Source organism: Nodosilinea sp. LEGE 06152, from assembly GCF_015207525.1.
GTDB lineage: Bacteria > Cyanobacteriota > Cyanobacteriia > Phormidesmidales > Phormidesmidaceae > Nodosilinea.
Genome location: NZ_JADEWR010000010.1, coordinates 100,334 through 120,840 on the forward strand (window position 1 = coordinate 100,334; position 20,507 = coordinate 120,840).

Below are 20,507 nucleotides of genomic sequence, written 5' to 3' on the forward strand. Positions count from 1 at the left end.
ACTCTGGCCCAGTTTGGAGTCTAGCCCCAGGCTGTATAGTGAAACAAACCTCCAACCCTCGCTACCACCATGTTTAACCTCGGCTGGACTGAAGTTGTGCTCGTTATTGGGGTGGCCGTACTGATCTTCGGCCCCAAGAAAATTCCTGAGCTGGGCAGCGCCCTGGGTAAAACCCTGCGCGGCTTTAAAGAAGAAATGAACCAAACCCCTGACGATACGGCCCTCGACACCTATGAGGATGCCGAAGACGCCGACGTATATCGTTAGACTGGCAATACAATTCCCTACTGTTAACCAACCCCCATGCGGCAATTTCTGAAGTACACCCTGGCTAGTTTGACCGGGTCGGTTTTGTTTTTCCTGCTGCTGGGCTTCCTGCTCGCCCTGGGGGCGTTGGGGCTAGTGGGGGTGCTGATGGCTGGCTTCAACCAGGAGAGCGATGCCCCCAGCGTCGAAAAGGATACCGTGCTGGTCTACGACCTCTCGACGGTCATACCTGATTCGCTTGCGGCCATCGACCCCAGCGCCATTGTGCTGGGCGGGGCAGCGCCTGGTGAACTCACCCTGCGCCAGGCGGTGCTGGCCCTGGAGGCTGCCGCCACCGACGATCGCATTAAGGCGCTCTACCTGAAGGGCAGCACCAGCATGGGGGCAGGTCTGGCTACCCAGGCCGAGATCTATCCCATCATTGAGGCCTTTAAGGCGGCGGGCAAGCCCATTCTGGCCTACGACATCTCCTGGAATGAGCAGGAGTACGCCCTGGCGGCCCTGGCCGACACGGTGTATCTCAACCCCTTTGGCGACATTGAGATGAACGGCCTTTACGCCGAAACCATGTACCAGGCCGAGGCCTTGGAGAAGCTGGGGGTTGGGGTTCAAGTTACCCGCGTGGGTCGCTATAAATCGGCGGTAGAGCCCTTGATTCGCAACACCATGAGCCCTGAGGAACGGGAGCAAACCCAGCGCTTGCTGTGGGATGTGTGGCAGAACCTGCTGAATACCGCCGCCCCCTCCCGCGAGCTGACGCCCCAGCAGTTTCAGGCCGTAGCTAACCGCCAGGGGTTTTTGTTTGGAGCCGAGGCCGAAACCCAAAACTTTGCCGATGCGATCGCCTACGAAGACGAGGTGATTGTCGCCCTGCGTGAGCTAACCGGCGAAGGTCCTCTGTCTAACCAAGGGGCCGACAGCGAGGACAACCTCGATTTTCGCCAGATTAATCTGGCCGACTACGCCAAAACTGTGGATGATCCCCTGACCAGCCGCCGCTCAGATAACCAAGTGGCTCTGGTCTACGCCGAAGGCACCATTGTGGACGGCGGCGAGGACGGCGACCTGAATCAAAGCGGGGTGATTGCGGGCAATGCCATGGCCCGACAGCTGCGGCAGCTGCGCCAGGACGATGAGGTTAAAGCCGTCGTGCTGCGGGTCAACAGCCCCGGCGGTAGCGCCACGGCCTCGGAGATCATTTTGCGGGAGGTGCGGCTTCTGCAGGAGGCGGGCAAACCCGTGGTGGTTTCGATGGGCAACGTGGCCGCCTCCGGTGGCTACTGGATAGCCTCCCAGGCTGACGCGATTTTGGCCCAGCCTACGACTATTACCGGCTCGATTGGGGTGTTTGGCATTTTTCTCAACCTGGAAGACCTGGGCACCAAAGTAGGCGTGAACTGGGACGGAGTTAAAACCGCTGAGCTGGCCGATATTTTCACCAGCACGCGACCCAAGACCGAGGCCGAACTGGCCATTCTGCAGCGTACCGTAGATGCCATCTACGACAGCTTTTTAGACCGGGTGGCCGAGGGCCGAGATCTCGATCGCCCAGCGGTAGCCGAGCTGGCCCAGGGGCGGGTGTGGTCGGGCAAAGCCGCGCTAGATCTGGGCCTGGTGGATGAACTGGGCGGGGTAAATGATGCGATCGCCACCGCCGCCGAACTTGCTGAACTCGACGACAACTGGCGCTTAAAAGAATATCCCGAGCCCGACGACTGGCAACAGTTTTTACGGCTTTTCCTCAGCGCCGAAACGGCTCGCACCACCGCCTACGACCCCCTCACCACCCAGGTGCTAGAGTTCGTTGACGAAGCCCAGCTGATCCGCGCCCTCAACGACCCGCGCGGCATCTACTCGATCATGCCCTATCGGCTGGTGGTGAAGTAATGCGGGAAGTGAGGATGTAGACGCGGAGCGGCTTCCCGCAGGGTGGGAGTGAGGGGATGAATTCAAAGTGCAAAATTCAAAGTTTTGAATTCTCAATTTTGAATTTTGCACTCTGCACTCCCCTCTACCTCAATTTTTTCCTCTTCCTCGCCCCAGCAACCCCGTGTACCCGCATCAGATCGGCCAGGGTCGAGCAGTAGGGCTCCATGCCAAAGCTGGCCGGGCTGACGGCCCCTGCGTAGATGAAGTGACGGTAGTGCAGGCAGAAGTAGTCCCAGGGAGCCATCTGTACCCGAAAGACTTTGATCAGCACGTCAGCCAGCCACATCGACAGCGGCAGGCGAAACCAGATGCGCTGGCCAAAGTAGTCGCAAATTTGCTCTACCGCTTGGTTAACGCTGAGGGGCGGGTTGCCTAGCACGTACTCGCGGTAGCCCTCCCTGGAGGGGTGCTGAACCAGGTAGTTGACCACCGTGGCAATATCCTGGGCATGGGCAAAGTGAAAGCCTGCGTCGGCCCGAAAGAAACGAATTAGCCCCACCCAGCGGGTGACATCCTTAAGCCCTGCCGAAATAAAGGAGTAGGGCTTTTCTTTGTCGCCACCAAACACCAGGGTGGGAAAGACTGTCGTAATTTTGTCGTACACCGCTAGCTCCGCTAGGCGGTGGTGGCACTCGTACTTGCTGCGAATGTATTCGGTGCCAATGTCACCCGCCTCTGGCAGCGGAGCGCTCTGTTGATTTAGAATGCTGGCCGTAGAAAAGTAAATCACCTGCTGACAGCGCTGGGGGTCGAGGTGGGCCATCACCTTCAGGTTGGCATCGACATTGATGGCATCGACGTAGCCAGGGTCGCCGCCCCAAGCCGCCGCCGTTAGAATGGCGATGTCCATGGTGGGCAACAGATCAAGAAACGGATCGACGTTTTCGAGTCCGCCGCGCAGAATGTGCACCCTGGGGTTGTCTTGCACTGGCAGCCGCAGCTTTTCAGGGGAGCGCAGCAGCAAAAATAGCTCGTAGCGATCGCTCCCCAGCAGCAGATCCAGAATGTAGTGGCCAATGCAGCCGCTAGCCCCCGTCACAAACACGCGCAGGGTATCGGGGGTGGAGGTAAGGGGCAGGGTATCCAAATCGCTCAGTTCAATGGGTATAGTCTGACAGTTTAGACCGTTTTGGTGGAGCTAGACGCCCGCCGAGGTCAGGAGTCCGGTGAGAAAGCGTAGCACTAGCCAACGTACTGAGGGTAGAACCGACTGACCAATCGCTAAACCGAGCCGACTTGCTGGCTCGCAACCACCTCAAAATCGTGTGTCCTACCGTTCCAGCGGTATGGCCCTTGCCCTGCTGCCTAGCCGGACAAAAGCGACTCAAACATCTTTAAAGCTCAGGTAAAGCTGACAAATTTTGCCCGATCGTCTCCGAGAAATTGCGTAGAGGTGTAGGCCACTTTTACGGTTCCTGTCATGCCTGCCCGTTCCTGCCGTCACTTTGCCCAGCCCTACAGCTCCTGTACTATAGCGATAGCCATCGCGCTTAGGATATCGGCCTCTTCCAGCGGCAAAAACTGGGACAGCGCCAAGGCGTATAGCCACCGCTCTAGAGGATACAAGTCATGTCCTAACCGTTCTGGCGATGGCTATACCAGCCAGCAGGGCTTCACTCTGATTGAGATGCTGGTCGTGGTTGTGATTTTAGGGGTTTTGGCGAGCATCGCATTACCCAGCTTTTTGAGCCAGGCTGCCCGGTCTAAGCAGGCCAAAGCCCTGATGTATATAGGTCTGGTGAACCGCGCCCAGCAGGGTTTTTTTGTCGAAAACAATCGCTTTGCCACCTCAACCGCCGAACTAGGCGTTGTCGATAACCACGCTCCCCCCGACTACGACGTCTCAGTCACCGCTCAGGCGGAGGGCACAGCGGTAGCTGATACCCTCACCGCTCAACCCAACGGCCTAGCGATCACGGAGACTCGGGCAACGCCGATTAATCCGGCGCTGCGAGGCTATGCCGGTCTGGTATTTACCACCCTAGACCCAGATGGCGCGGCCCGCTTGGGCACCGTTATCTGCCAGGGCAACGCGGCGACTACCCCGTCACCAACTCCAGTGGCAGTGGCAGGGCAGGTGCAGATCGACAACTGCAACACGCTGTAAGGTTCAGGCCGGTTGAGGGGCCGGTTGAGGGCAAACTTTCAGCCCCGAGGCCAATTGCTGACGGAGCGCGATCGCCTTTGTAACAAACACTACGAAATACCGTAGCTGAGACCCAGGTGCAGCGCTACAGTAAAGGTTGGCCTGTTTTGCTGTATCCGCCGTGGCACCTGTCCAGCCGTCTTCTCCCACCGCCACTGATATTCAAAGTCTCTTCGATCGCATTGCCCCGGTCTACGACAGCCTGAACGAGAGGCTCAGCTTTGGGCTGCACCGGGTTTGGAAGCGCATGGCTGTGCGCTGGAGCGAGGCCAGCCCCGGTCACACCGTTCTCGATGTCTGCTGCGGCAGCGGCGACCTAGCCCTGATGCTGGCCCAAGCGGTCGGGACGGCGGGCAGCGTTTACGGCCTAGACTTTTCGGCAGAGCTGCTAGCGGTGGCTAGGGAGCGCGCCCGCCGTACCCGCTCCTCCACACCGCTGCATTGGGTGCAGGGCGACGCTCTGGCCCTGCCCTTTGAAGTCAACACCTTTGATGCCGCCACCATGGGCTACGGGCTGCGCAACCTCACCGACATTCCTCAGGGGCTGGCCGAGCTGCGGCGGGTGCTCAAGCCGGGTGCCAAGGCCGCCATTCTCGACTTTCATCGACCTCAGGGTGGGCTAGCCGAGCAGTTTCAGCGCTGGTACCTCGACACTCTGGTGGTGCCCACCGCCGAGCAGATGGGCCTCACCGACGAATACGCCTACATTGGCCCCAGCGTCGATCGCTTTCCAACCGGGCCTGAGCAGGTGGTATTGGCCCGCCAGGCCGGCTTTGAGCAGGCGGTTCACTACCCCATTGCCGGTGGGCTGATGGGGGTGCTGGTGGTGGGTCGCCATGACCAGCTCTGAGCTGTGGCTACTGCTGGCCCCGCCCCTTGTAGGCGGTGTGATTGGTTATTTCACCAATGACATCGCCATTAAGATGCTGTTTCGCCCCTACCGGCCTCTCTACCTGGGCGGGCGACGGCTGCCGTTTACCCCAGGGCTCATACCCAGCAACCAGGAGCGGCTGGCCAAACGCATCTCGGACACGATTATGGGGTCGTTGCTCACCCCCGAAGAGCTGCAAAACCTGGCCCGGCGGCTGCTGCAGACCGATCGCACCCAGGCGGCCATTAAGTGGCTGCTGCAGCTGGCCCTCGACCAGGTGCAGAGCCGTGCCCAAGAGCGCACCGCCAAAATTGCCGGGGCCATTCTGCAAGACCTGTTTGGCAAATCGCTGCCCCGCCTGATTCGAGTGTGGGCCCGCCGCGAAGACTTTTTAGAGCCCCAGCTCAACCAGCTGTTTGACCAGGTGCTAATCGATTTTAGGCTCACGGCTGAGCAGGCCGATCAAATTGCCACCTGGTTGCTGACGGGCGTGTTTCCTCCCGACAAGCTGCGCCAGCTCGTGATCGACTTTCTCACCGATCGCAATATTCAAGTCATTGACACCATCTTTCGCGAGCGCACCAGCGGCACCTACTGGGTGGTGGCCAACCTGTTTGGCGTGCGCAACGCCCTGGGCCGCCTGCGGGCCTTTTGCCTCGACGAGCGCGAGGTCAGCAATGCCCGCATTGCCGAGCTGGCGGTGGCTCTGCAGATAAAGAAGCGCATGCAAGAATCGCTGCAGCGGGTGTCGCTGCAAAATCTGCCGGTGGCCACAGTGCGCCAGGTGCGCAGTAACCTGCGCGAGTCGCTGCAGGGCTACATTCGCACCCTGGGGCCAGAGTTTGTGCGCGGTCTGGGGGCCTCGGTCAACTGGGAAATGCTGGCGACGCAGCTGCTCAACCGTCTGCAAAATTCCGAGGTGATTACCCAGTCGCTCGACCCGGTGAGCGAAGAGCTAGCGCTGATTTTAGAGCGCTACCTGGAGCGCGACCTGGAGTCGCTGGTGGCCCAGATTATTCCCATTCTCAACATTGACCAGGTGATTATCGACCGGGTGCGCGGCACCTCGCCCAAGGAACTGGAGATGGCGATTCAGGGCATTGTGCGCAACGAACTGCAGGCGATTGTTAACCTGGGCGGCATTTTAGGCTTTGCGATCGGTCTGGTGCAGGCGGGGTTTTTCTACGTTCAGCGATCGGGTGGGCTTTAGAGCAGCTTTGAACAAAGCCTTTATGTCCATCTCGGTGTGTTAGCGACGAAAATATTATTTCGTCTCAGTGACCTTTCCGGTGCAATCAATTGATATGTTTACGACCGGACGAGGATTGCCGTGAAACGGAGCCCACGCCCATCGGTTCGATTGAACATGGCCATTTTTGAAGCCCAAAAAGTCGCTGACGAAAAAACCGCCATCGCTCTTTAGTAAAACTATTATTATCCCATCCTTATCGATAAATCCTTCCTTAGCTTTGTCCCCATTAACTCCGCTAAAAGCAGCAACTCCATCATGAAAATCTGATATACTTCCGAACTGATAAGGAATCACCAGTTGGCCTTCAGGATCAATAAAACCCCAAGCCCAATTCCTATTAGCTACAGCAGCTTTCCCCTCCATAAACGCTCTTGCTTGGGTAAACGTTTCAGGCAGTATAGCTTCCCCTTCTCGATTTTTGTATCCAAATGTAGTGGGTCGATATTCGTTCTCAATATTCACAGGTAACGCTTGAAATGGCTCAACAACAGGATTAGGGTTGCTATCAGCTTCATTTGCCAGCCGTTCTAGATGAGCAATACACGCACTTAAAGCTCTCTGATGAACTAATGCTTTGATTTGAAGACCAGCCAGCGTGACTGCAAGAGACGTAGCGAGCGCAACTACTAAAGGCTTCCATCCCATTTAAATCAACCTTCGTTTTGACTGATCAACATCTCATTTGCTGGTACTTATCCTGCGGTGTGCAATCTGGAGGTGAGCAGACTCGTCATCCAGCGGCAGGTTGGGGCCGACACTACAACTCATTTTCATCCTTATTGCCGCTGGATTAGGTTTGAGGCAACCAGCATTGCCAAGAACAGTTTTCCCCTTACCCCATAAGGGCTATAGCCGAGTTTTGCAATTGCAGAGTACCCCAGCTGCTCCACAGATCTTGGAATATCTCGAAAAATTTTCCGCCAACCTGTCGATCTACGGTCTCTTGGTTCGACTAATTCACACAGAGAGGGTTGAGGGTTGATGCCTGACCCACTCAAACCCATCCATGAGGATTAAACCCATGACCACGACCTTGACTCAAACCAAAGCAGAAGCTCAAATTCGTCAGCTAATCGACGATCACACCCGCGCTATCTGCGCCAAAAACCTTGACCAAATCATGGCTCATTACGCGCCTGACGTCGTCATTTTCGATATGAAGCCGCCGCTGGCGCTGCGGGGTATAGAAGACTGCCGCCGCATGTGGGAAACTAGCCTGCCCTACATGCCGACCATCTCTGGCATGGAACAACAGGCGGTGAATATCACCCTGAGCGGCGATTTAGCCCTTGTTCACTGGGTTTCCCGTTTCGCGGGGCTCGCGCCAGAGCACCCGGCGGCGCAGATGTGGCTGCGAGTTACTGCTGGCTGTCAGCGATACGGAAATACATGGCAGATTATCCATGAACATGTCTCGGTGCCCTTTGACCCAGGCAACGGCGGTGACTGTTCCCATGCCTGAGGCTGGCCCTGCCGAGGATTGCTAGCCTCGATGGGCTTAGCTGGCCCAATTTCAAACGCAATTTCAGACGCTCACTTCAAAACAATCACTCACTAAGGAGGAGAATTCACCATGAAAGTTATGGTTTTAATCAAAGCTAATGCTGATTCAGAAGCCGGGGTAATGCCCAGCGAAGCGATGTTGACCGAAATGGGACAGTTCAACGAAGAGCTGTTCAAGGCTGGCGTTATGGTGGCTGGCGAGGGGCTGCATCCCAGCTCGAAAGGGGTGCGGGTCAAGTGTTCTGGCCAGGAGCGCACCGTCACCGATGGGCCATTCACAGAAACCAAGGAACTGATTGCGGGTTTCTGGATTTGGCAGGTGCCGTCGATGGAAGACGCTGTTAATTGGGTAAAACGCAGCCCCTTTCAAGACGGCGAAATCGAAATTCGACCGATCTTTGAAGCGGATGACTTTGGCGAAGCGATGACCCCAGAGCTGCGTGAACAGGAAGACCGCATGCGGGCCGAATTAGAAGAAGGGAAATGATACCGAATTTGACTTACGGAACCCCAACTTGAAGCCGATACCTGATGGGGGCATTGCAGTGCAATGCCCCTACCGATTGGGGGTATACAGACAGGATTTGAGCAGGGGCATTCCACCCTACCCAGCGACATCACTAGCCTGAGTAGCCCTGGATATTTTCGGGGCGAAACTGGCGCAAGATGGGCGTTGCCTGGCGCACCACGGCTTCAGAACCGCGCACCACCACCAAAAATTTGCCGTCATTGAGGCGATTGCGGTATGACAACGCATCACCGCCGCCGACCGCCACGCCCACCCCGCCGCCAATAAAAAATGCGCCCATCGCCGCCGAGCCCGCCCCCAGCAGCCCGCCGATGATCTGGTTGCCGAGCCGCCCCGCAAACTCGAAGGTGTCTAGCCCGGTAATGTTGTTGAACACAAACCCAGCCGCAAAGCCAAAGGGCACCAGCCACAGCATCATCAGGCGAATTTGCTTCCAGGCCTGGTCGGCGGGGTCGATCAGGCCGTACTCGTCGGCGCTTTTGAAGCCTTTGCCTAAAATATCAAAGTTTTCTTGGGGTAGGCTGGCCTGCTCCAGGGCGGCGTAGGCTTCTTCGGCTTTGATACGGTTATCTAAAACAGCGACCAGGTAATTCATTGCAGATGACGGAGGGGGCAAACGACGAAGGGGCAAAACAGCGGGTGTAGACCCACTTGATATTATGCCTTGCGGGCGTTCGTCCCTAAGATAGGTCTTTGACCATTGCCCCAAGATCCATCCCTAGGCCGCCACCTTCTGCCCTGGGGCAAACAGCTGCTGGTCGAGCTGAGTTTGGGCGACGACTTGCCCCGCTTTGATCACTGTGCGCTGAACTGGGGCCGCCCCCACCGCCGCCGAAACTGAGCTGGCCTTGAGCAAAACCAGATCGGCCCGGTGGCCCACCTGCAGGCCGTGGTCGACGATGCCGATCGCGCGGGCGGCCTGGGTGGTGGCCATCGCCAGACAGCGCTGGTGGGCATCAGCAGTACCCAATTGCAGCACCTGGGCCAGCAGGGTGCAGATTTTGAGTAGGTCGCCGTCGCCGAAGGGAGTAAATAGGTTGAGAATGTTGTTGGTGGCGACGCCCACATTCACCCCCCGCTCGGCCAGTCGGTGGAGGGGGGCAACGCCTCGCCGCTGGTTGTGGGTATCTTGACGGGCCATCATGTAGAGGTCGGAGGCGGGCAGGGCCAAAACCGAAATTTGGGTGTCTCGCAGGGCGGTAGCCAGGTTGGCTAACTCCTCGGGGGGCAGCCCGGCTAGCTTAGTCATGTGCCCCAGGCAGACTCGCCCCTGCCAGCCCCGCCGCTGGGTTTCGGCGATTACAAAGGGCAGCAGCAGTGGCTCGTCATCGTCTAAAAAGTCGAGGTGAAAGTCGACATCGCAGTCGTACTCCTGGGCAAGGTCGAAGATGTGGCGCACGTTAGCTTTAGGGTCGGCGTCGACGTAGGGGGCCGAACCGATCGCATCGCCGCCCATTTCCATCGCCTGGCGCAGCAGCGGTAGGGTGTCGGGCTGCTGGGTAATGCCCTCCTGGGCAAACACGGCTAGCTGTAGGGTGATTCCCCAGGCGTACTCCTGGCGCAGGGGCAGCAGGGCTTCTAGCGATCGCAGCCCAGCGGTGGGGTCAACCTCCACGTGGCTGCGCATAGCGGTAATGCCAAACCCAATCGCGCTCTCAAGCACCTGGCGGGCGCGCGCTTGAATATCCGCTACCGTGAAGCCCTGCTTGAGCTTGAGGGTTGCGGCCATAGCTTCGGCGAAGGTACCTGTCTGGGCCGGGTGGCGATCGAGCAGCAGGGCTTTGTCGAGATGAATGTGGCTATCGACCAGGCTGGGGATGAGGAGGCAGGCGTTGGCATCCAGGATCTTAACTGCCGATTCCTGGGGGGTGATCGCTAACGGATTCGCCGATGGAGCAGGGGCTGGGGCGATCGCCGCAATTTTTCCCTGGCTCAGAGCCACAGTCCACAGCCCGTCGCGATCGGGTAGGCGAGCGTTGACAATCTGCAAGTCGGGCGGCATGGCGATGGCGGGGGTTCGCTTTTCAGCAGAATAACCCGAGATCGGGGCTGAAGGCTCTCGATCTGAAGCTTTTCAGCGCTCCGCTAGGTTTGCCCACCGGGGCACACCGTAGACCACTGATCTAAATTCGCTCTGGCCTGAATAAAGCCAGTGAGTTCGCCCCGATAGGCGATCAGGCGGGCGCGATCGGCGGAGGTAGGCGGAATGAGCACCACCAGGCGATCGACTGAGGCGACGGCACAGGCCCAGTCGCTCGCCGCTACCGCCTCGGCCAGGGTTGCCTGACGCTGCTCGATTTCGGCTAGCTTGGCGGCCTCGGCCCGCTCTTGGGCGATGTAGGTCTCCATGTTGCGAATGGCGGCGGTGGCGTAGCGATCGCCCGGTCGAAACCCCAGGGCGCGGCGAAAGTTGATCAATGCCGTGTGGTAGTCTTTGCGCTCGGCGGCGGAATAGCCCGCCAGCATGGCGTAGCGGTAAGACTGCGATCGCGATTGCTGGCGCGATTGTTTCAGGCGACCATCTGGGGATGCTGTTGCAGCGACAGACTCTGCTCCAGCAGGCATTGGCACCTTCGCCAAAGCCTGCCCCAAACCACCGCTCGTCAGAGCCAACCCCAGGGTTAAGCCCACCGCCATCTTGCCCACAGTCCCCATTGCCGCCATCCTTTTTGCTGCCCACGCTACACGACTGTTTAGGGTAGCGAATTTTTGGGCTGCCGCAGCACCAATCTAGACAAGGGCTAAGTCGAACGGGGCAGGACCTTACGAACCAGCGCCCCCGCCACCATTCCCACCACAAATAGCACCCGCTTAACCGACCCCAAATCCAGCATGGCAGCTTCTTCACTGGAGCCACCCTTTACAATGGAAAGAAGCGCAAATTTTACGAGTACCCTCGGTTCATGACTGACGCCGCCATTTCTACCGCCGCCACCACCGCTTCGATCGCTGATGCGGTAGAGCAACGGCGCAATTTTGCCATCATCTCTCACCCCGACGCCGGTAAAACGACACTGACCGAAAAGCTGCTGCTTTACGGAGGCGCGATTCAGGAGGCTGGGGCGGTGAAGGCGAAGCGTGCCCAGCGCAGCGCCACCTCCGACTGGATGGAGCTGGAGCAGCAGCGGGGAATTTCAATTACCTCCACGGTGCTGCAGTTTGCCTACAGTGGCTACACCATCAACCTGCTCGACACCCCTGGACACCAAGACTTCAGCGAAGACACCTACCGCACCCTGGCCGCCGCCGACAACGCGGTGATGCTTGAAGACGCGGCCAAGGGTCTGGAGCCTCAAACCCTGAAGCTGTTTGAGGTGTGCAGAATGCGATCGCTGCCCATCTTCACCTTCTTCAACAAAATGGATCGCCCGGCCCGCGAACCCCTGGAGCTGCTGGATGAGATCGAGCAGCGGCTGGGGCTGCAAACCTACGCGGTGAACTGGCCCATCGGCATGGGCGATCGCTTCAAGGGCGTGTTCGACCGCCGCCACCGCCAGATTCACCTGTTTGAGCGCAGCATCCACGGCAAGCGCGCCGCCAAAAAAACCGTGATTGACCTGGGCGACCCGGCGATCGAAGACCTGCTCGATCAAGACCTCTACTACCAGTTCAAAGAAGAGCTGGAGGTGATCGAAGAGTTGGGGCCAGAGCTAGATCTAGACGCTGTCCACGCCGGGCAGCAAACCCCAGTCTTTTTCGGCAGCGCCATGACCAACTTCGGCGTGCAGCTCTTTTTAGATGCCTTTCTCGACTACGCCCTCAAGCCCTCGGCCCGCAGCAGCACCCTAGGCGAGATTGCGCCTACCAGCGAAGATTTTTCGGGGTTCGTGTTCAAGCTGCAGGCAAATATGGACCCCAAACACCGGGACCGCATCGCCTTTGTGCGGGTGTGCTCCGGCAAGTTTGAGAAGGATATGGTGGTCAGCCACGCCCGCAGCGGCAAATCGGTGCGCCTGTCGCACCCCCAAAAGCTGTTTGGCCAGGGCCGCGAATCGCTGGAGGAAGCCTACCCCGGCGATGTGATTGGCCTGAATAACCCCGGCGTGTTTGCGATCGGCGACACCATTTACCAGGGCAAGCGGCTGGAGTATGACGGCATTCCCTGCTTTTCACCTGAGATCTTCGCCTACCTGAAAAACCCCAACCCCTCAAAGTACAAACAGTTCCAGAAAGGTGTTTCCGAACTGCGCGAGGAAGGCGCGGTGCAGATCATGTTCTCCGCCGACGAGTCAAAGCGCGACCCAATTTTGGCCGCCGTAGGCCAGCTGCAGCTCGAGGTCGTGCAGTACCGGCTGCAAAACGAGTACAACGTCGAAACCCGCATTGAGCACTTGCCCTACACCGTGGCCCGCTGGGTCGAGGGCGGCTGGGAAGCCCTGGAGCAGGCCGGACGTCTGTTTAACACCGCCACTGTAAAAGATAGCTGGGACCGCCCAGTGCTGTTGTTTAAAAACGAGTGGAACTGCCAGCAGGTGATGGCCGACCACCCGAAGCTAAAGCTCAATACGATCGCCCCAGTGGTCGCGGGCAAAGAGCCGGAAAGCCTCTAAACCTTGGAAATTTGAAGGTTGGGAGACAACCTCCCAACCCGTTCCCTTCGACTCCGCTCAGGGAACGGCTTTCTACAGCAGGGCTGTGACGTCTTCGCCGCAGTCGTCGGCCAGGTACGACAGGGCACGAAACCGCAGCCCCACCAGCTGGTCGTACAGCGGGTTAATTTTGCACATGGGCGGAATGTGCACCAGCTTTTTGTTGAACAGCACCACGTCGCGCTCAAAGGGGCACTGCGATGGAATTAGCTTGCACACAAACCGAGCCAGCCGTGGGTCGTGTACCTCTAGCTGGTCGAGCCATTCGCGAGCGGGCTTGAGGGGGTCGAGCTTGCCGTTGGTCGGCGGACGCAACCCGGCGGCGATCGCGGCATTTTCGGGCTTGAGGCTGTAGAGGGTCGATCGCACTGAAGCGAGGCAGGTGTCCTGCAGGTTTAGAGCCTCGCATAGCGCCTGGAGCTGGGCGTCTTCTTCCACTGAGTAGACGCCGTCGGCTAGGGCGACCATTACGGCCATGCGCAGAAAGTTTTCGGCTATGTGGGGGTCGTCGCCCAGGGCCTGGGCCACTTCGTCGGGGGTAACAGGTTCAAAGTGCTCAAAATCTAGTTCTGGAGCTAGCTCTTCTTCAGTAATGGCGGCAATCAGCGCCTTCTCATCGTTATCGAAATTGCCGTCTGCCCAGGCCAGGGTGAGCAACCCCCGAAGCCAGACCTTAATCTGCTCCTGGGTGTAGGGAGATTCGGTGACTACGGGCATAGATCCTCCTCAACGGGTATCACGATACAGGCATCACAGGTGGAAATAGTCGATCAAGCAATGCCCGAAACAATAGGCTACAACCCTTTGATTTTAACCTGTTGACCCAAGACTGCCTTGGCCAGAGAAAATTTTTCGGCCTCCTCTCGACGGGGCGACAGCGCTATCTGGTTCTAATCGGCTAGTTCGTTATTAATCAAATCCATAGATAAAAAGATAAATAATAAGCCGAGCTTATTTCAAAAATTAAAAATCGCAGTTTAATTTAGCCCCGCAACGCTGCGCAGTTTCTTCAAAAATGCCATAGACTTATTTTCATGGCGAAGAGGGCATCAATTGATATTGATCAATGTATCCACTGTTTTCACCGATACGTCGCGCGGCATCGAGACCTCCTTTGACAGCACCAAGTTTGACCCAGCAATTCCAAGGCCTGCCTCAGCGGCCTTCAAATTGATCGGGTCTAGGAGGATGGGCAATTGTAGAGATAGAATTTTAGACTTTGGCGGTCAGATGACCAGTTCCAAAATCCAAAATTGCTAATCTAAAATTGCCTTCCACTCCTCCCTCAGCACTGGTTCAGAGAGAGATGACCAGAGGCGAGAGTATGGGGCCTCCATCGCCAACAGCAGCCCCATTCCCCCTCGCCTCGGTGTCTGAACCAGCCTACCTCGGTCGGTCTCCCCAAAGAAAGGCCGGGGTGGGTTTTCTCCTCAAACCGTCCGTGATCTAGCCGCTCCACAACGGGTACAGCCGCAGGAGGATCGTGACCAGATGATGGAAGACCCCCAGTTCTACCAGTTGCGTAACCGCGCCCTCGGCGTTCTCTATAATCGCTTTGCCTACGACAATGGAGTCTAAAATGGCTGACCCCCGCGACTGGTTTGCTGGCCGGGTGGCGGTGCTGGCCACCATGCACCGCAAAGAGCAGGCGATCGCCCCCCTGTTAGACACTCACCTGGGGGTCAGCGTGGCGGTGCCCACTGGCTTTGATACCGATGCCTTTGGCACCTTTACTGGCGACGTTAAACGTCCGTCTGACCAACTCACCACGGCTCGGCTCAAGGCGGCGGCGGTGCTGCGGCAAACGGGAGAAAGTCTGGCTGTCGCCAGCGAGGGTAGCTTTGGGCCGCATCCGCAGATTCCCTTCGTGGCCTGCGATCGCGAACTAGTGCTGCTGATCGACCGCACCCATCAGCTCGAAATTGTCGGTGAATGTCTCTCTACCGACACCAACTACCGCAGTCAGGTCATTCGCAGTTCAGAGGAAGCCCTGGCCTTTGCGGAGTCGGTGGGCTTTCCCCAGCACGGGCTGGTGGTCAAAGACGGCGAGTCCGATCAGGTTTTAAAAAAAGGCATTACCGATGGCGACGAGCTTTTAGCCCTGGTGGAGGCGGCCCTGAGCCAGTCGCCCCACCGCGCCGCCCGCCTCGAAACCGACATGCGAGCGCTCTACAACCCTACCCGTATGGCCGTCATTGCCCAGGCCACCGAAGATTTAATTAAGGCGATCGCGCGCGCTTGTCCGGGCTGCGGATGTCCCGGCTTTAGCGCGGTCAAGCAGTTTCCAGGGCTACCCTGTAGCCTCTGTGGCACCCCCACCCTGCTAACGCTGGCGCAGCTTTACCGCTGTCAGCACTGCCAGTTTGAGCAGCGTCTCCCCGGCGACCACGGCTTTGCGACTGCCGACCCCAGCTACTGCCCCTACTGCAATCCTTAGGCCAACTGGCTTTGCAAAACTAAAGCCTGAAGATAGTCTGCGATCTTTAACTCGGGAAATTAGGGATGGTTATACTGAATTTTTCCACCCAACCACACCTATTAGATTCTGAATATGGCTCTTGCAATCTTGGCAGAACCGGCTCCCTTAACGGTCAATCTTGATGGTGTAGTTCAGGTTGGTGGAACACGAGTGACATTAGATACAGTCGTTACTGTGTTTAAGCAGGGAGCAACCGCAGAAGAAATCGTTTATCGTTATCCATCCCTAAGGCTGGGCGATGTTTATGCCTCAATTGCCTTTTATCTAAACCATCAAGAGGATGTAGAGGCATATCTCAAGCAACGGCAGCAACAAGCGCAAAAAAATCGCCAAATGAATGAGGCGCGTTTTGACCCACAGGGTTTGCGCGATCGCTTACTTGCCCGGAGAGTTGAACGACAGGCATGATCAAGCTGCTAGCCGACGAGAATTTGGACAACACAATCATTAGGGGATTGCTACGCCGAAATCCAGATATCGATATTATCCGAGTTCAAGATGTTGAATTATCAGGAGAGGACGATCCTGTTGTGCTTAATTGGGCTGCTGCTGAGGAACGTATTTTGCTTACTCATGATGTCACTACGATTACTCGTTATGCCTATGAGAGGTTAGCCAAACGCCTCTCCATGCCAGGAGTGATTGAAATTCGCACAGATGCACCGATCGGAAGGGTAATAGAGGACCTTTTTCTGATTTTGGAGTGTGGCAAAGCGGAGGATTTTGATGGTCAAATTTATTACCTTCCCCTGTGAGTCGGTAGTGCCAATCATCAGCCCGAGAGCGACCGAGCGATCGCAGGCAGCGTCTCGGGGTCATCCACCAGCCAGTCGGGTTGGGCTGCCGCCAGCGCCTCCCGGCTGTTAAAGCCCCAGGTGACCGAAATTGACTGAATACCCGCAAACCGTGCCGCTTGAATATCCCGCACCTCATCGCCCACGTACACCGTTTCGGCCGGAACGAGCCGGTGGCGCTCCAGGCACTTAACAATCAGCCTGCCTTTGCCAAACAGGGTGCCACCACCATCCACGCTAAAAAAGCAGTGCTCCAGGCTGTGGGCAGCCAAAAAAGCGTAAACCACCTCAGGGGTATTGGAGGTGATCACCGCCAGCGCGTGGTTTTGGGCGTGCAACTGCCGAATCACGGCTGGCATTCCGGCACAGGGGGCGATCGTAGGATCGTAGGATTTCAGCTCGACCCGCAGGCGACGGAGCAGGGCAGGAATTTTGAGCAGGGAAATGCCAGAGTACCGGATCAGCTGGCGAGTGCTGTACCCCTTGAGCGCATCCAGCTCCTCCAGCGGGGTGGGGCGATAGCCAAACTCTGGGGCCAGCCGATTGGTAATCTCCACAATGGTCAACAAACTATCCGCCAAGGTGCCGTCGAAATCAAACAAAAACGTGATCAAAGCAAACTACCCAAAACGCCACGCTCAGCCTTCTCCATTAAAGGGCAAGAATCAAAAGCCAGCCCCCAACCGGCAAAGGATGTAGGGTTTCTAACCCAGATCTAATGTCTCAATGCCAAAAATATGGGGCAATATGGGTGGGTTACCCGTGGCAGGGGGTTCTCCTGCCGTTGAGGCTATGGTTTTGATGGGTTTAACCGATCGCGCGATCGCTAGGTTTGTGGCTCGCCAGCTGAGCTTTTGGGGAGGGTTGGCCCTCTGTGGCGGGGGGCTGCTGGCCCTACCCGCCGCCGCCCAGGCTCCAGTGCCCTTAACCTCGCCCGTTAGCCCCCCAAACCTGCCCCTAGAGCCGTTTTTTTCTCCTCCCGCTGCCGACTTTGACACCTACCGCCTGGGGCCGGGCGACAGCATTTTTGTTGGGGTGCAGCGGTTTCCAGACCTGAGCTTTCCGGCCACCCTAGACATTCAGGGCAATGTAGTGGTGCCCCTGGCGGGCACCGTCAACCTGGCGGGGCTGACCCTAGACCAGGCCCGCGACGAACTTTTTAGCCGCTACGACCAGTACGTGGTCAACCCCGATGTCTCGCTGATTTTGACCGCCCAGCGGCCGGTGGAGGTGACGGTTGTGGGCGAGGTGCCGCGTCCGGGGCTGTACCCGCTACAGGCTCCACAGCTGGCGGTGGCGCTGCTGACGGCGGGGGGTTCAACCACCCTAGCCGACCTGCGCACCGTTCAGATTGAGCGCACCCTGCGCGATGGTGCGCTGCTGACGCGCACCGTAGACCTGTTTACCCCACTGGTGCAGGGCGAACCCATTCCTCAGGTGCAGCTCCAGGACGGCGATGTGATTACCATCCCCCGCCTGGCTCCCGAGGACGTGGAGAGCTACGATCGCGACCTGGTCGCCACCTCAACCCTGGCCAGGCCCGAGATCACGGTGCGGTTGCTCAATCGGGCCTCTGGGGCTAGGGGGCTAGAAGCCCGCTTTGGGGCGATTAACCTGCGCAACGGCAGCCGCTTTTTAGACGCCCTGGCGGTGGCGGGGGTGAACCCCGATGTAGCGGCCTACAACCGCATTGCGGTGCTGCGCTTCAACCCCGAGACCGGCAGCGCCGATACGATTATGGTGAATGCAGCGGCGGCGGTAAATGGCGATTTGAGCCAGAATATTCCGCTCCAGGAAAACGACATTTTGGTAGTTGATCGCAACCTGCTGACGCGGGTGAGCTACGCCCTGAACACGTTTACTCAGCCCTTTCGCGACGTGCTAGGCTTCTTGCTCTTTTTTGACTCGCTGACCGACTCGGCAGATTCGTTATTTAGGCCCTAGGGAAAACGGCGATGTCTCCTTTTGTTAAGCGCTATCTGCTGGCCCTCGATCGCTACAAGTGGCCCAGCCTGGCCACCCTGCTGGGGGTTTTGGGCATTTCGGCGGTGGTAGCGATGCAGCCACCGCCACCGCCCCAGTACCGAGCCGAGGGGGTGCTGGTGCAAAATGCCCCGGTGGTGGCCCTGACGGCGACTGGCACTGAGGTACAGCTGCGGGGCCAGGGGATTATTTCGGAGCAGTTTTTGCTGGCCGACGTGCTGCTGGAGCAGGTGTCCCAGGAGCTGGAGCGGCGGGGGATGCCGATGGAGCCAGATACCATTCGCGATCGCACCACAATCACGCTGGAGAGCGTTGAGGGCGAAGACGCGCAGGTGCAGCGGGTGACGGTGGTATTTCGCGGTCCTAGCGAGGAGCAAACCCAGCTCACCCTCAGCCTGATGTTTGAGGCGATGGTCGAGCTCAGTCGGGTGACCAACCGGGCGCGGTTGGGGGCCATTGTCACCGCCCTCGACGAACGCCTGCCCGCGGTCGAGAGCGACCTGCGCGCCGCTGAGCAAGCCCTGGAGGCCTACGATCGCACCGAAGGCCCAGCAATACAGGCGGCCCTCGACGGCAGCCTGCTGGGGGCGATTTCTGGCGGGCAGCAGCAGCAGCGCCAAAACCAGATTGCCCTGGCCGGGCTAGACGCTCAGATTCAGAGCCTGCAGCAGCGGCTGGGGCTGTCGCCGGGGCAGGCGTTTACGGCCTCGGCCCTGAGCGCCGACCCGATTATTGCCCAGCTGCGATCGCAGATCCTCGAAACCGAAACCCAGCTGGAGCTGCTGTCGCCCACCCTGCGCGAGTCGCACCCCACCATGCAGGAGCTGCGCCAGAACCTAGCCGCCTACAACGCCCTGCTCACCGAGCGGGCCCAGGAAGTGGTGGGTGGCCAAGACCTGGCGGCCCTGCCCAGCGTCAGTGACGTGCGCCAGAACAGCACCCTTGACCCGGCCCGTGCCGCTCTGGCCAACCAGCTAGTGACCCTCAGCGCTGAGCGAGCCGCCCTGGCCAGCCAGCAGCAGGTGCTCACTCAGGCCGATGGGCAGCTGCGGCAGCAGTACTCCAGCCTGCCCAACAAGCAGCTAGAGCGCGATCGCCTGGCCCAGCAGGTTGCTCTCAACCAGGCCCTCTACGACCAAATTCAGGCCAAGCGCATCGATGCCCAGGCGGCTGAGGCCGAAACCGTCAGCAGCCTGACCGTGGCGGAGCCGCCCACCGTGGTCGCCCAGGTTGAGCCCCCGCCCAACCCGATTGTGGTTTTGGCGGTGGGCGGGCTGCTGGGGGTAGTTGCCGCTGGGGCCGTTGCCTTTTTGCTCGATCTGCTCGACAGCACCGCCCGCACCGCCGAAGACATCCAGGGCATTTTGACCGATCAGGATGTGCCGGTGCTGGGGCTGGTGCCCGGCTTAGAGGCCACCTCAGCCCAGGGCTGGCCCATTCTCTACCCACCGCACAGCCCCGACCTCGAAATCTATGAACGCTTGCGCAGCAGCCTGCGGCGGGCGGGCAGTCTGGCTGAGGCGGGCGCGGCCCCGCGGGTGGTGCTGGTGGTGAGCAGCCGAGCGAGCGAGGGCAAAACGACCAGTGCTTTTAACCTCGGCATTGCCGCCGCCCGCGCCGGTCGTCGCACCCTGGTGATTGAAGCCGACCTGCGCCAGCCCTCCTGCGGGCACCGACTGGGGGTAACCCTGGGGCCGGAGGCGATCGCCGAACCGCTGCACTACTACGCTGGCCGTCAGCAGTCGCCGATTCAGCTGGCTCCCTGGGTCGAAAACCTCTACTTGGCCCCCAGCCCCGGCCCCCAACCCCACCCAGCGGCGATTTTAGAATCGAGCGAGATGGCTCAGTTTTTGGCCGACGCCCGCGCCCGCTTTGACCTAGTGCTGATCGACGCGCCGCCCCTGGGCCGCAGCAACGATGCCCTGCTGCTGGGGGCGGCCAGCGACGGCCTGCTGCTGGTTACCCGCCCCGGCGTCACCGACAAAGCCGTGCTGGAGGCTCTGCTGGAGCAGCTCTTAGAAAATGAGGATCTGCCGGTGCTAGGGGCCGTTGTCAACGCTACCGATCGCGCTACTGTCCCTACCCTACCCCCGGCCCCCGGCCCCGCTGCTCCGACCGCAGCCCCGCCGCTGATTCGCTCCGTCGACTTCTAGCCGGGCTAGCCT

Annotated in this window: 20 protein-coding genes; 13 read left to right on the forward strand and 7 right to left on the reverse strand. The window is 58.8% G+C overall.

Going from position 1 to position 20,507, the window contains the following annotated elements; translation table 11 throughout:
* Nucleotides 1–69 precede the first annotated feature (69 nt).
* Nucleotides 70–267 carry a twin-arginine translocase TatA/TatE family subunit gene (locus IQ265_RS14950; RefSeq protein ID WP_194054958.1) on the forward strand — a complete coding sequence of 66 codons (198 nt, stop codon included), beginning with the start codon at nucleotides 70–72 and terminating at the stop codon, nucleotides 265–267.
* 36 nt (nucleotides 268–303) lie between these two features.
* Nucleotides 304–2,154, forward strand: a complete 1,851-nt coding sequence (sppA, locus tag IQ265_RS14955) for a signal peptide peptidase SppA (RefSeq protein WP_194054960.1) — start codon at nucleotides 304–306, stop codon at nucleotides 2,152–2,154.
* A 124-nt stretch (nucleotides 2,155–2,278) separates the two neighbouring features.
* Here sppA and IQ265_RS14960 read toward each other — a convergent pair whose 3' ends face one another.
* Nucleotides 2,279–3,283 (reverse strand): NAD(P)-dependent oxidoreductase, encoded by a 1,005-nt coding sequence (locus tag IQ265_RS14960; RefSeq protein ID WP_228037926.1) that lies wholly within the window; start codon nucleotides 3,281–3,283, stop codon nucleotides 2,279–2,281.
* Between the two features lie 333 nt (nucleotides 3,284–3,616).
* Between IQ265_RS14960 and IQ265_RS14965 the strand changes: the two genes are divergently transcribed.
* The 3 genes from IQ265_RS14965 (at nucleotide 3,617) to IQ265_RS14975 (ending at nucleotide 6,423) form a co-directional block, all read left to right on the forward strand.
* Nucleotides 3,617–4,303 (forward strand): type IV pilin-like G/H family protein, encoded by a 687-nt coding sequence (locus tag IQ265_RS14965; protein ID WP_194054962.1) that lies wholly within the window; start codon nucleotides 3,617–3,619, stop codon nucleotides 4,301–4,303.
* 160 nt (nucleotides 4,304–4,463) lie between these two features.
* Nucleotides 4,464–5,192, forward strand: coding sequence for a bifunctional demethylmenaquinone methyltransferase/2-methoxy-6-polyprenyl-1,4-benzoquinol methylase UbiE (ubiE, locus tag IQ265_RS14970; RefSeq protein WP_347404968.1), 729 nt, complete (start codon nucleotides 4,464–4,466; stop codon nucleotides 5,190–5,192).
* Nucleotides 5,179–6,423, forward strand: coding sequence for a DUF445 family protein (locus IQ265_RS14975; RefSeq protein ID WP_194054966.1), 1,245 nt, complete (start codon nucleotides 5,179–5,181; stop codon nucleotides 6,421–6,423). The genes ubiE and IQ265_RS14975 overlap by 14 nt, the downstream gene beginning before the upstream one ends.
* Before the next feature lie 54 nt (nucleotides 6,424–6,477).
* Here IQ265_RS14975 and IQ265_RS14980 read toward each other — a convergent pair whose 3' ends face one another.
* Nucleotides 6,478–7,110, reverse strand: a complete 633-nt coding sequence (locus tag IQ265_RS14980) for a WG repeat-containing protein (RefSeq protein WP_194054968.1) — start codon at nucleotides 7,108–7,110, stop codon at nucleotides 6,478–6,480.
* Nucleotides 7,111–7,486: 376 nt separating this feature from the next.
* Between IQ265_RS14980 and IQ265_RS14985 the strand changes: the two genes are divergently transcribed.
* Both IQ265_RS14985 and IQ265_RS14990 read left to right on the forward strand, forming a co-directional pair.
* Nucleotides 7,487–7,927 (forward strand): nuclear transport factor 2 family protein, encoded by a 441-nt coding sequence (locus tag IQ265_RS14985; RefSeq protein ID WP_194054970.1) that lies wholly within the window; start codon nucleotides 7,487–7,489, stop codon nucleotides 7,925–7,927.
* Between the two features lie 111 nt (nucleotides 7,928–8,038).
* Nucleotides 8,039–8,455: a YciI family protein gene (locus IQ265_RS14990; RefSeq protein WP_194054972.1), complete on the forward strand. Its 417-nt coding sequence runs from the start codon at nucleotides 8,039–8,041 to the stop codon at nucleotides 8,453–8,455.
* A gap of 133 nt (nucleotides 8,456–8,588) precedes the next feature.
* Here the strand turns inward: IQ265_RS14990 and IQ265_RS14995 are convergent, their stop codons facing one another.
* From IQ265_RS14995 to IQ265_RS15005, 3 genes are all read right to left on the reverse strand, one after another.
* The gene (locus tag IQ265_RS14995; RefSeq protein ID WP_194054974.1) at nucleotides 8,589–9,092 is read right to left on the reverse strand and encodes a hypothetical protein; all 504 of its coding nucleotides are present in this window, start codon (nucleotides 9,090–9,092) and stop codon (nucleotides 8,589–8,591) included.
* A 123-nt stretch (nucleotides 9,093–9,215) separates the two neighbouring features.
* Nucleotides 9,216–10,499 (reverse strand): amidohydrolase family protein, encoded by a 1,284-nt coding sequence (locus IQ265_RS15000; protein ID WP_194054976.1) that lies wholly within the window; start codon nucleotides 10,497–10,499, stop codon nucleotides 9,216–9,218.
* Nucleotides 10,500–10,582: 83 nt separating this feature from the next.
* A complete protein-coding gene (locus IQ265_RS15005; RefSeq protein WP_228037928.1) occupies nucleotides 10,583–11,152 on the reverse strand; it encodes a hypothetical protein in 570 nt (189 codons plus the stop codon).
* Between the two features lie 248 nt (nucleotides 11,153–11,400).
* On the opposite strand from IQ265_RS15005, the gene prfC reads away from it, so the two are divergent.
* Nucleotides 11,401–13,047, forward strand: a complete 1,647-nt coding sequence (gene prfC / locus IQ265_RS15010; RefSeq protein ID WP_194054980.1) for a peptide chain release factor 3 — start codon at nucleotides 11,401–11,403, stop codon at nucleotides 13,045–13,047.
* Nucleotides 13,048–13,119: 72 nt separating this feature from the next.
* Here the strand turns inward: prfC and IQ265_RS15015 are convergent, their stop codons facing one another.
* On the reverse strand, nucleotides 13,120–13,803 hold the full coding sequence (locus IQ265_RS15015) for a Mo-dependent nitrogenase C-terminal domain-containing protein (protein WP_194054982.1): 684 nt from the start codon (nucleotides 13,801–13,803) through the stop codon (nucleotides 13,120–13,122).
* 862 nt (nucleotides 13,804–14,665) lie between these two features.
* Here IQ265_RS15015 and IQ265_RS15020 point away from each other — a divergent pair.
* From IQ265_RS15020 to IQ265_RS15030, 3 genes are all read left to right on the forward strand, one after another.
* Nucleotides 14,666–15,523, forward strand: coding sequence for a DUF6671 family protein (locus IQ265_RS15020; RefSeq protein WP_194054984.1), 858 nt, complete (start codon nucleotides 14,666–14,668; stop codon nucleotides 15,521–15,523).
* Between the two features lie 114 nt (nucleotides 15,524–15,637).
* A complete protein-coding gene (locus IQ265_RS15025; protein WP_194054986.1) occupies nucleotides 15,638–15,973 on the forward strand; it encodes a DUF433 domain-containing protein in 336 nt (111 codons plus the stop codon).
* Nucleotides 15,970–16,320 (forward strand): DUF5615 family PIN-like protein, encoded by a 351-nt coding sequence (locus tag IQ265_RS15030; RefSeq protein ID WP_194054987.1) that lies wholly within the window; start codon nucleotides 15,970–15,972, stop codon nucleotides 16,318–16,320. The genes IQ265_RS15025 and IQ265_RS15030 overlap by 4 nt, the downstream gene beginning before the upstream one ends.
* Before the next feature lie 17 nt (nucleotides 16,321–16,337).
* On the opposite strand, the gene IQ265_RS15035 is transcribed toward IQ265_RS15030, so the two are convergent.
* Nucleotides 16,338–16,973 carry an HAD hydrolase-like protein gene (locus IQ265_RS15035; RefSeq protein ID WP_194054988.1) on the reverse strand — a complete coding sequence of 212 codons (636 nt, stop codon included), beginning with the start codon at nucleotides 16,971–16,973 and terminating at the stop codon, nucleotides 16,338–16,340.
* A gap of 148 nt (nucleotides 16,974–17,121) precedes the next feature.
* On the opposite strand from IQ265_RS15035, the gene IQ265_RS15040 reads away from it, so the two are divergent.
* Nucleotides 17,122–18,303, forward strand: a complete 1,182-nt coding sequence (locus IQ265_RS15040) for a polysaccharide biosynthesis/export family protein (RefSeq protein ID WP_347404969.1) — start codon at nucleotides 17,122–17,124, stop codon at nucleotides 18,301–18,303.
* Nucleotides 18,304–18,314: 11 nt separating this feature from the next.
* Nucleotides 18,315–20,495 (forward strand): tyrosine-protein kinase domain-containing protein, encoded by a 2,181-nt coding sequence (locus IQ265_RS15045; RefSeq protein ID WP_194054989.1) that lies wholly within the window; start codon nucleotides 18,315–18,317, stop codon nucleotides 20,493–20,495.
* The last annotated feature ends 12 nt before the right edge of the window (nucleotides 20,496–20,507 follow it).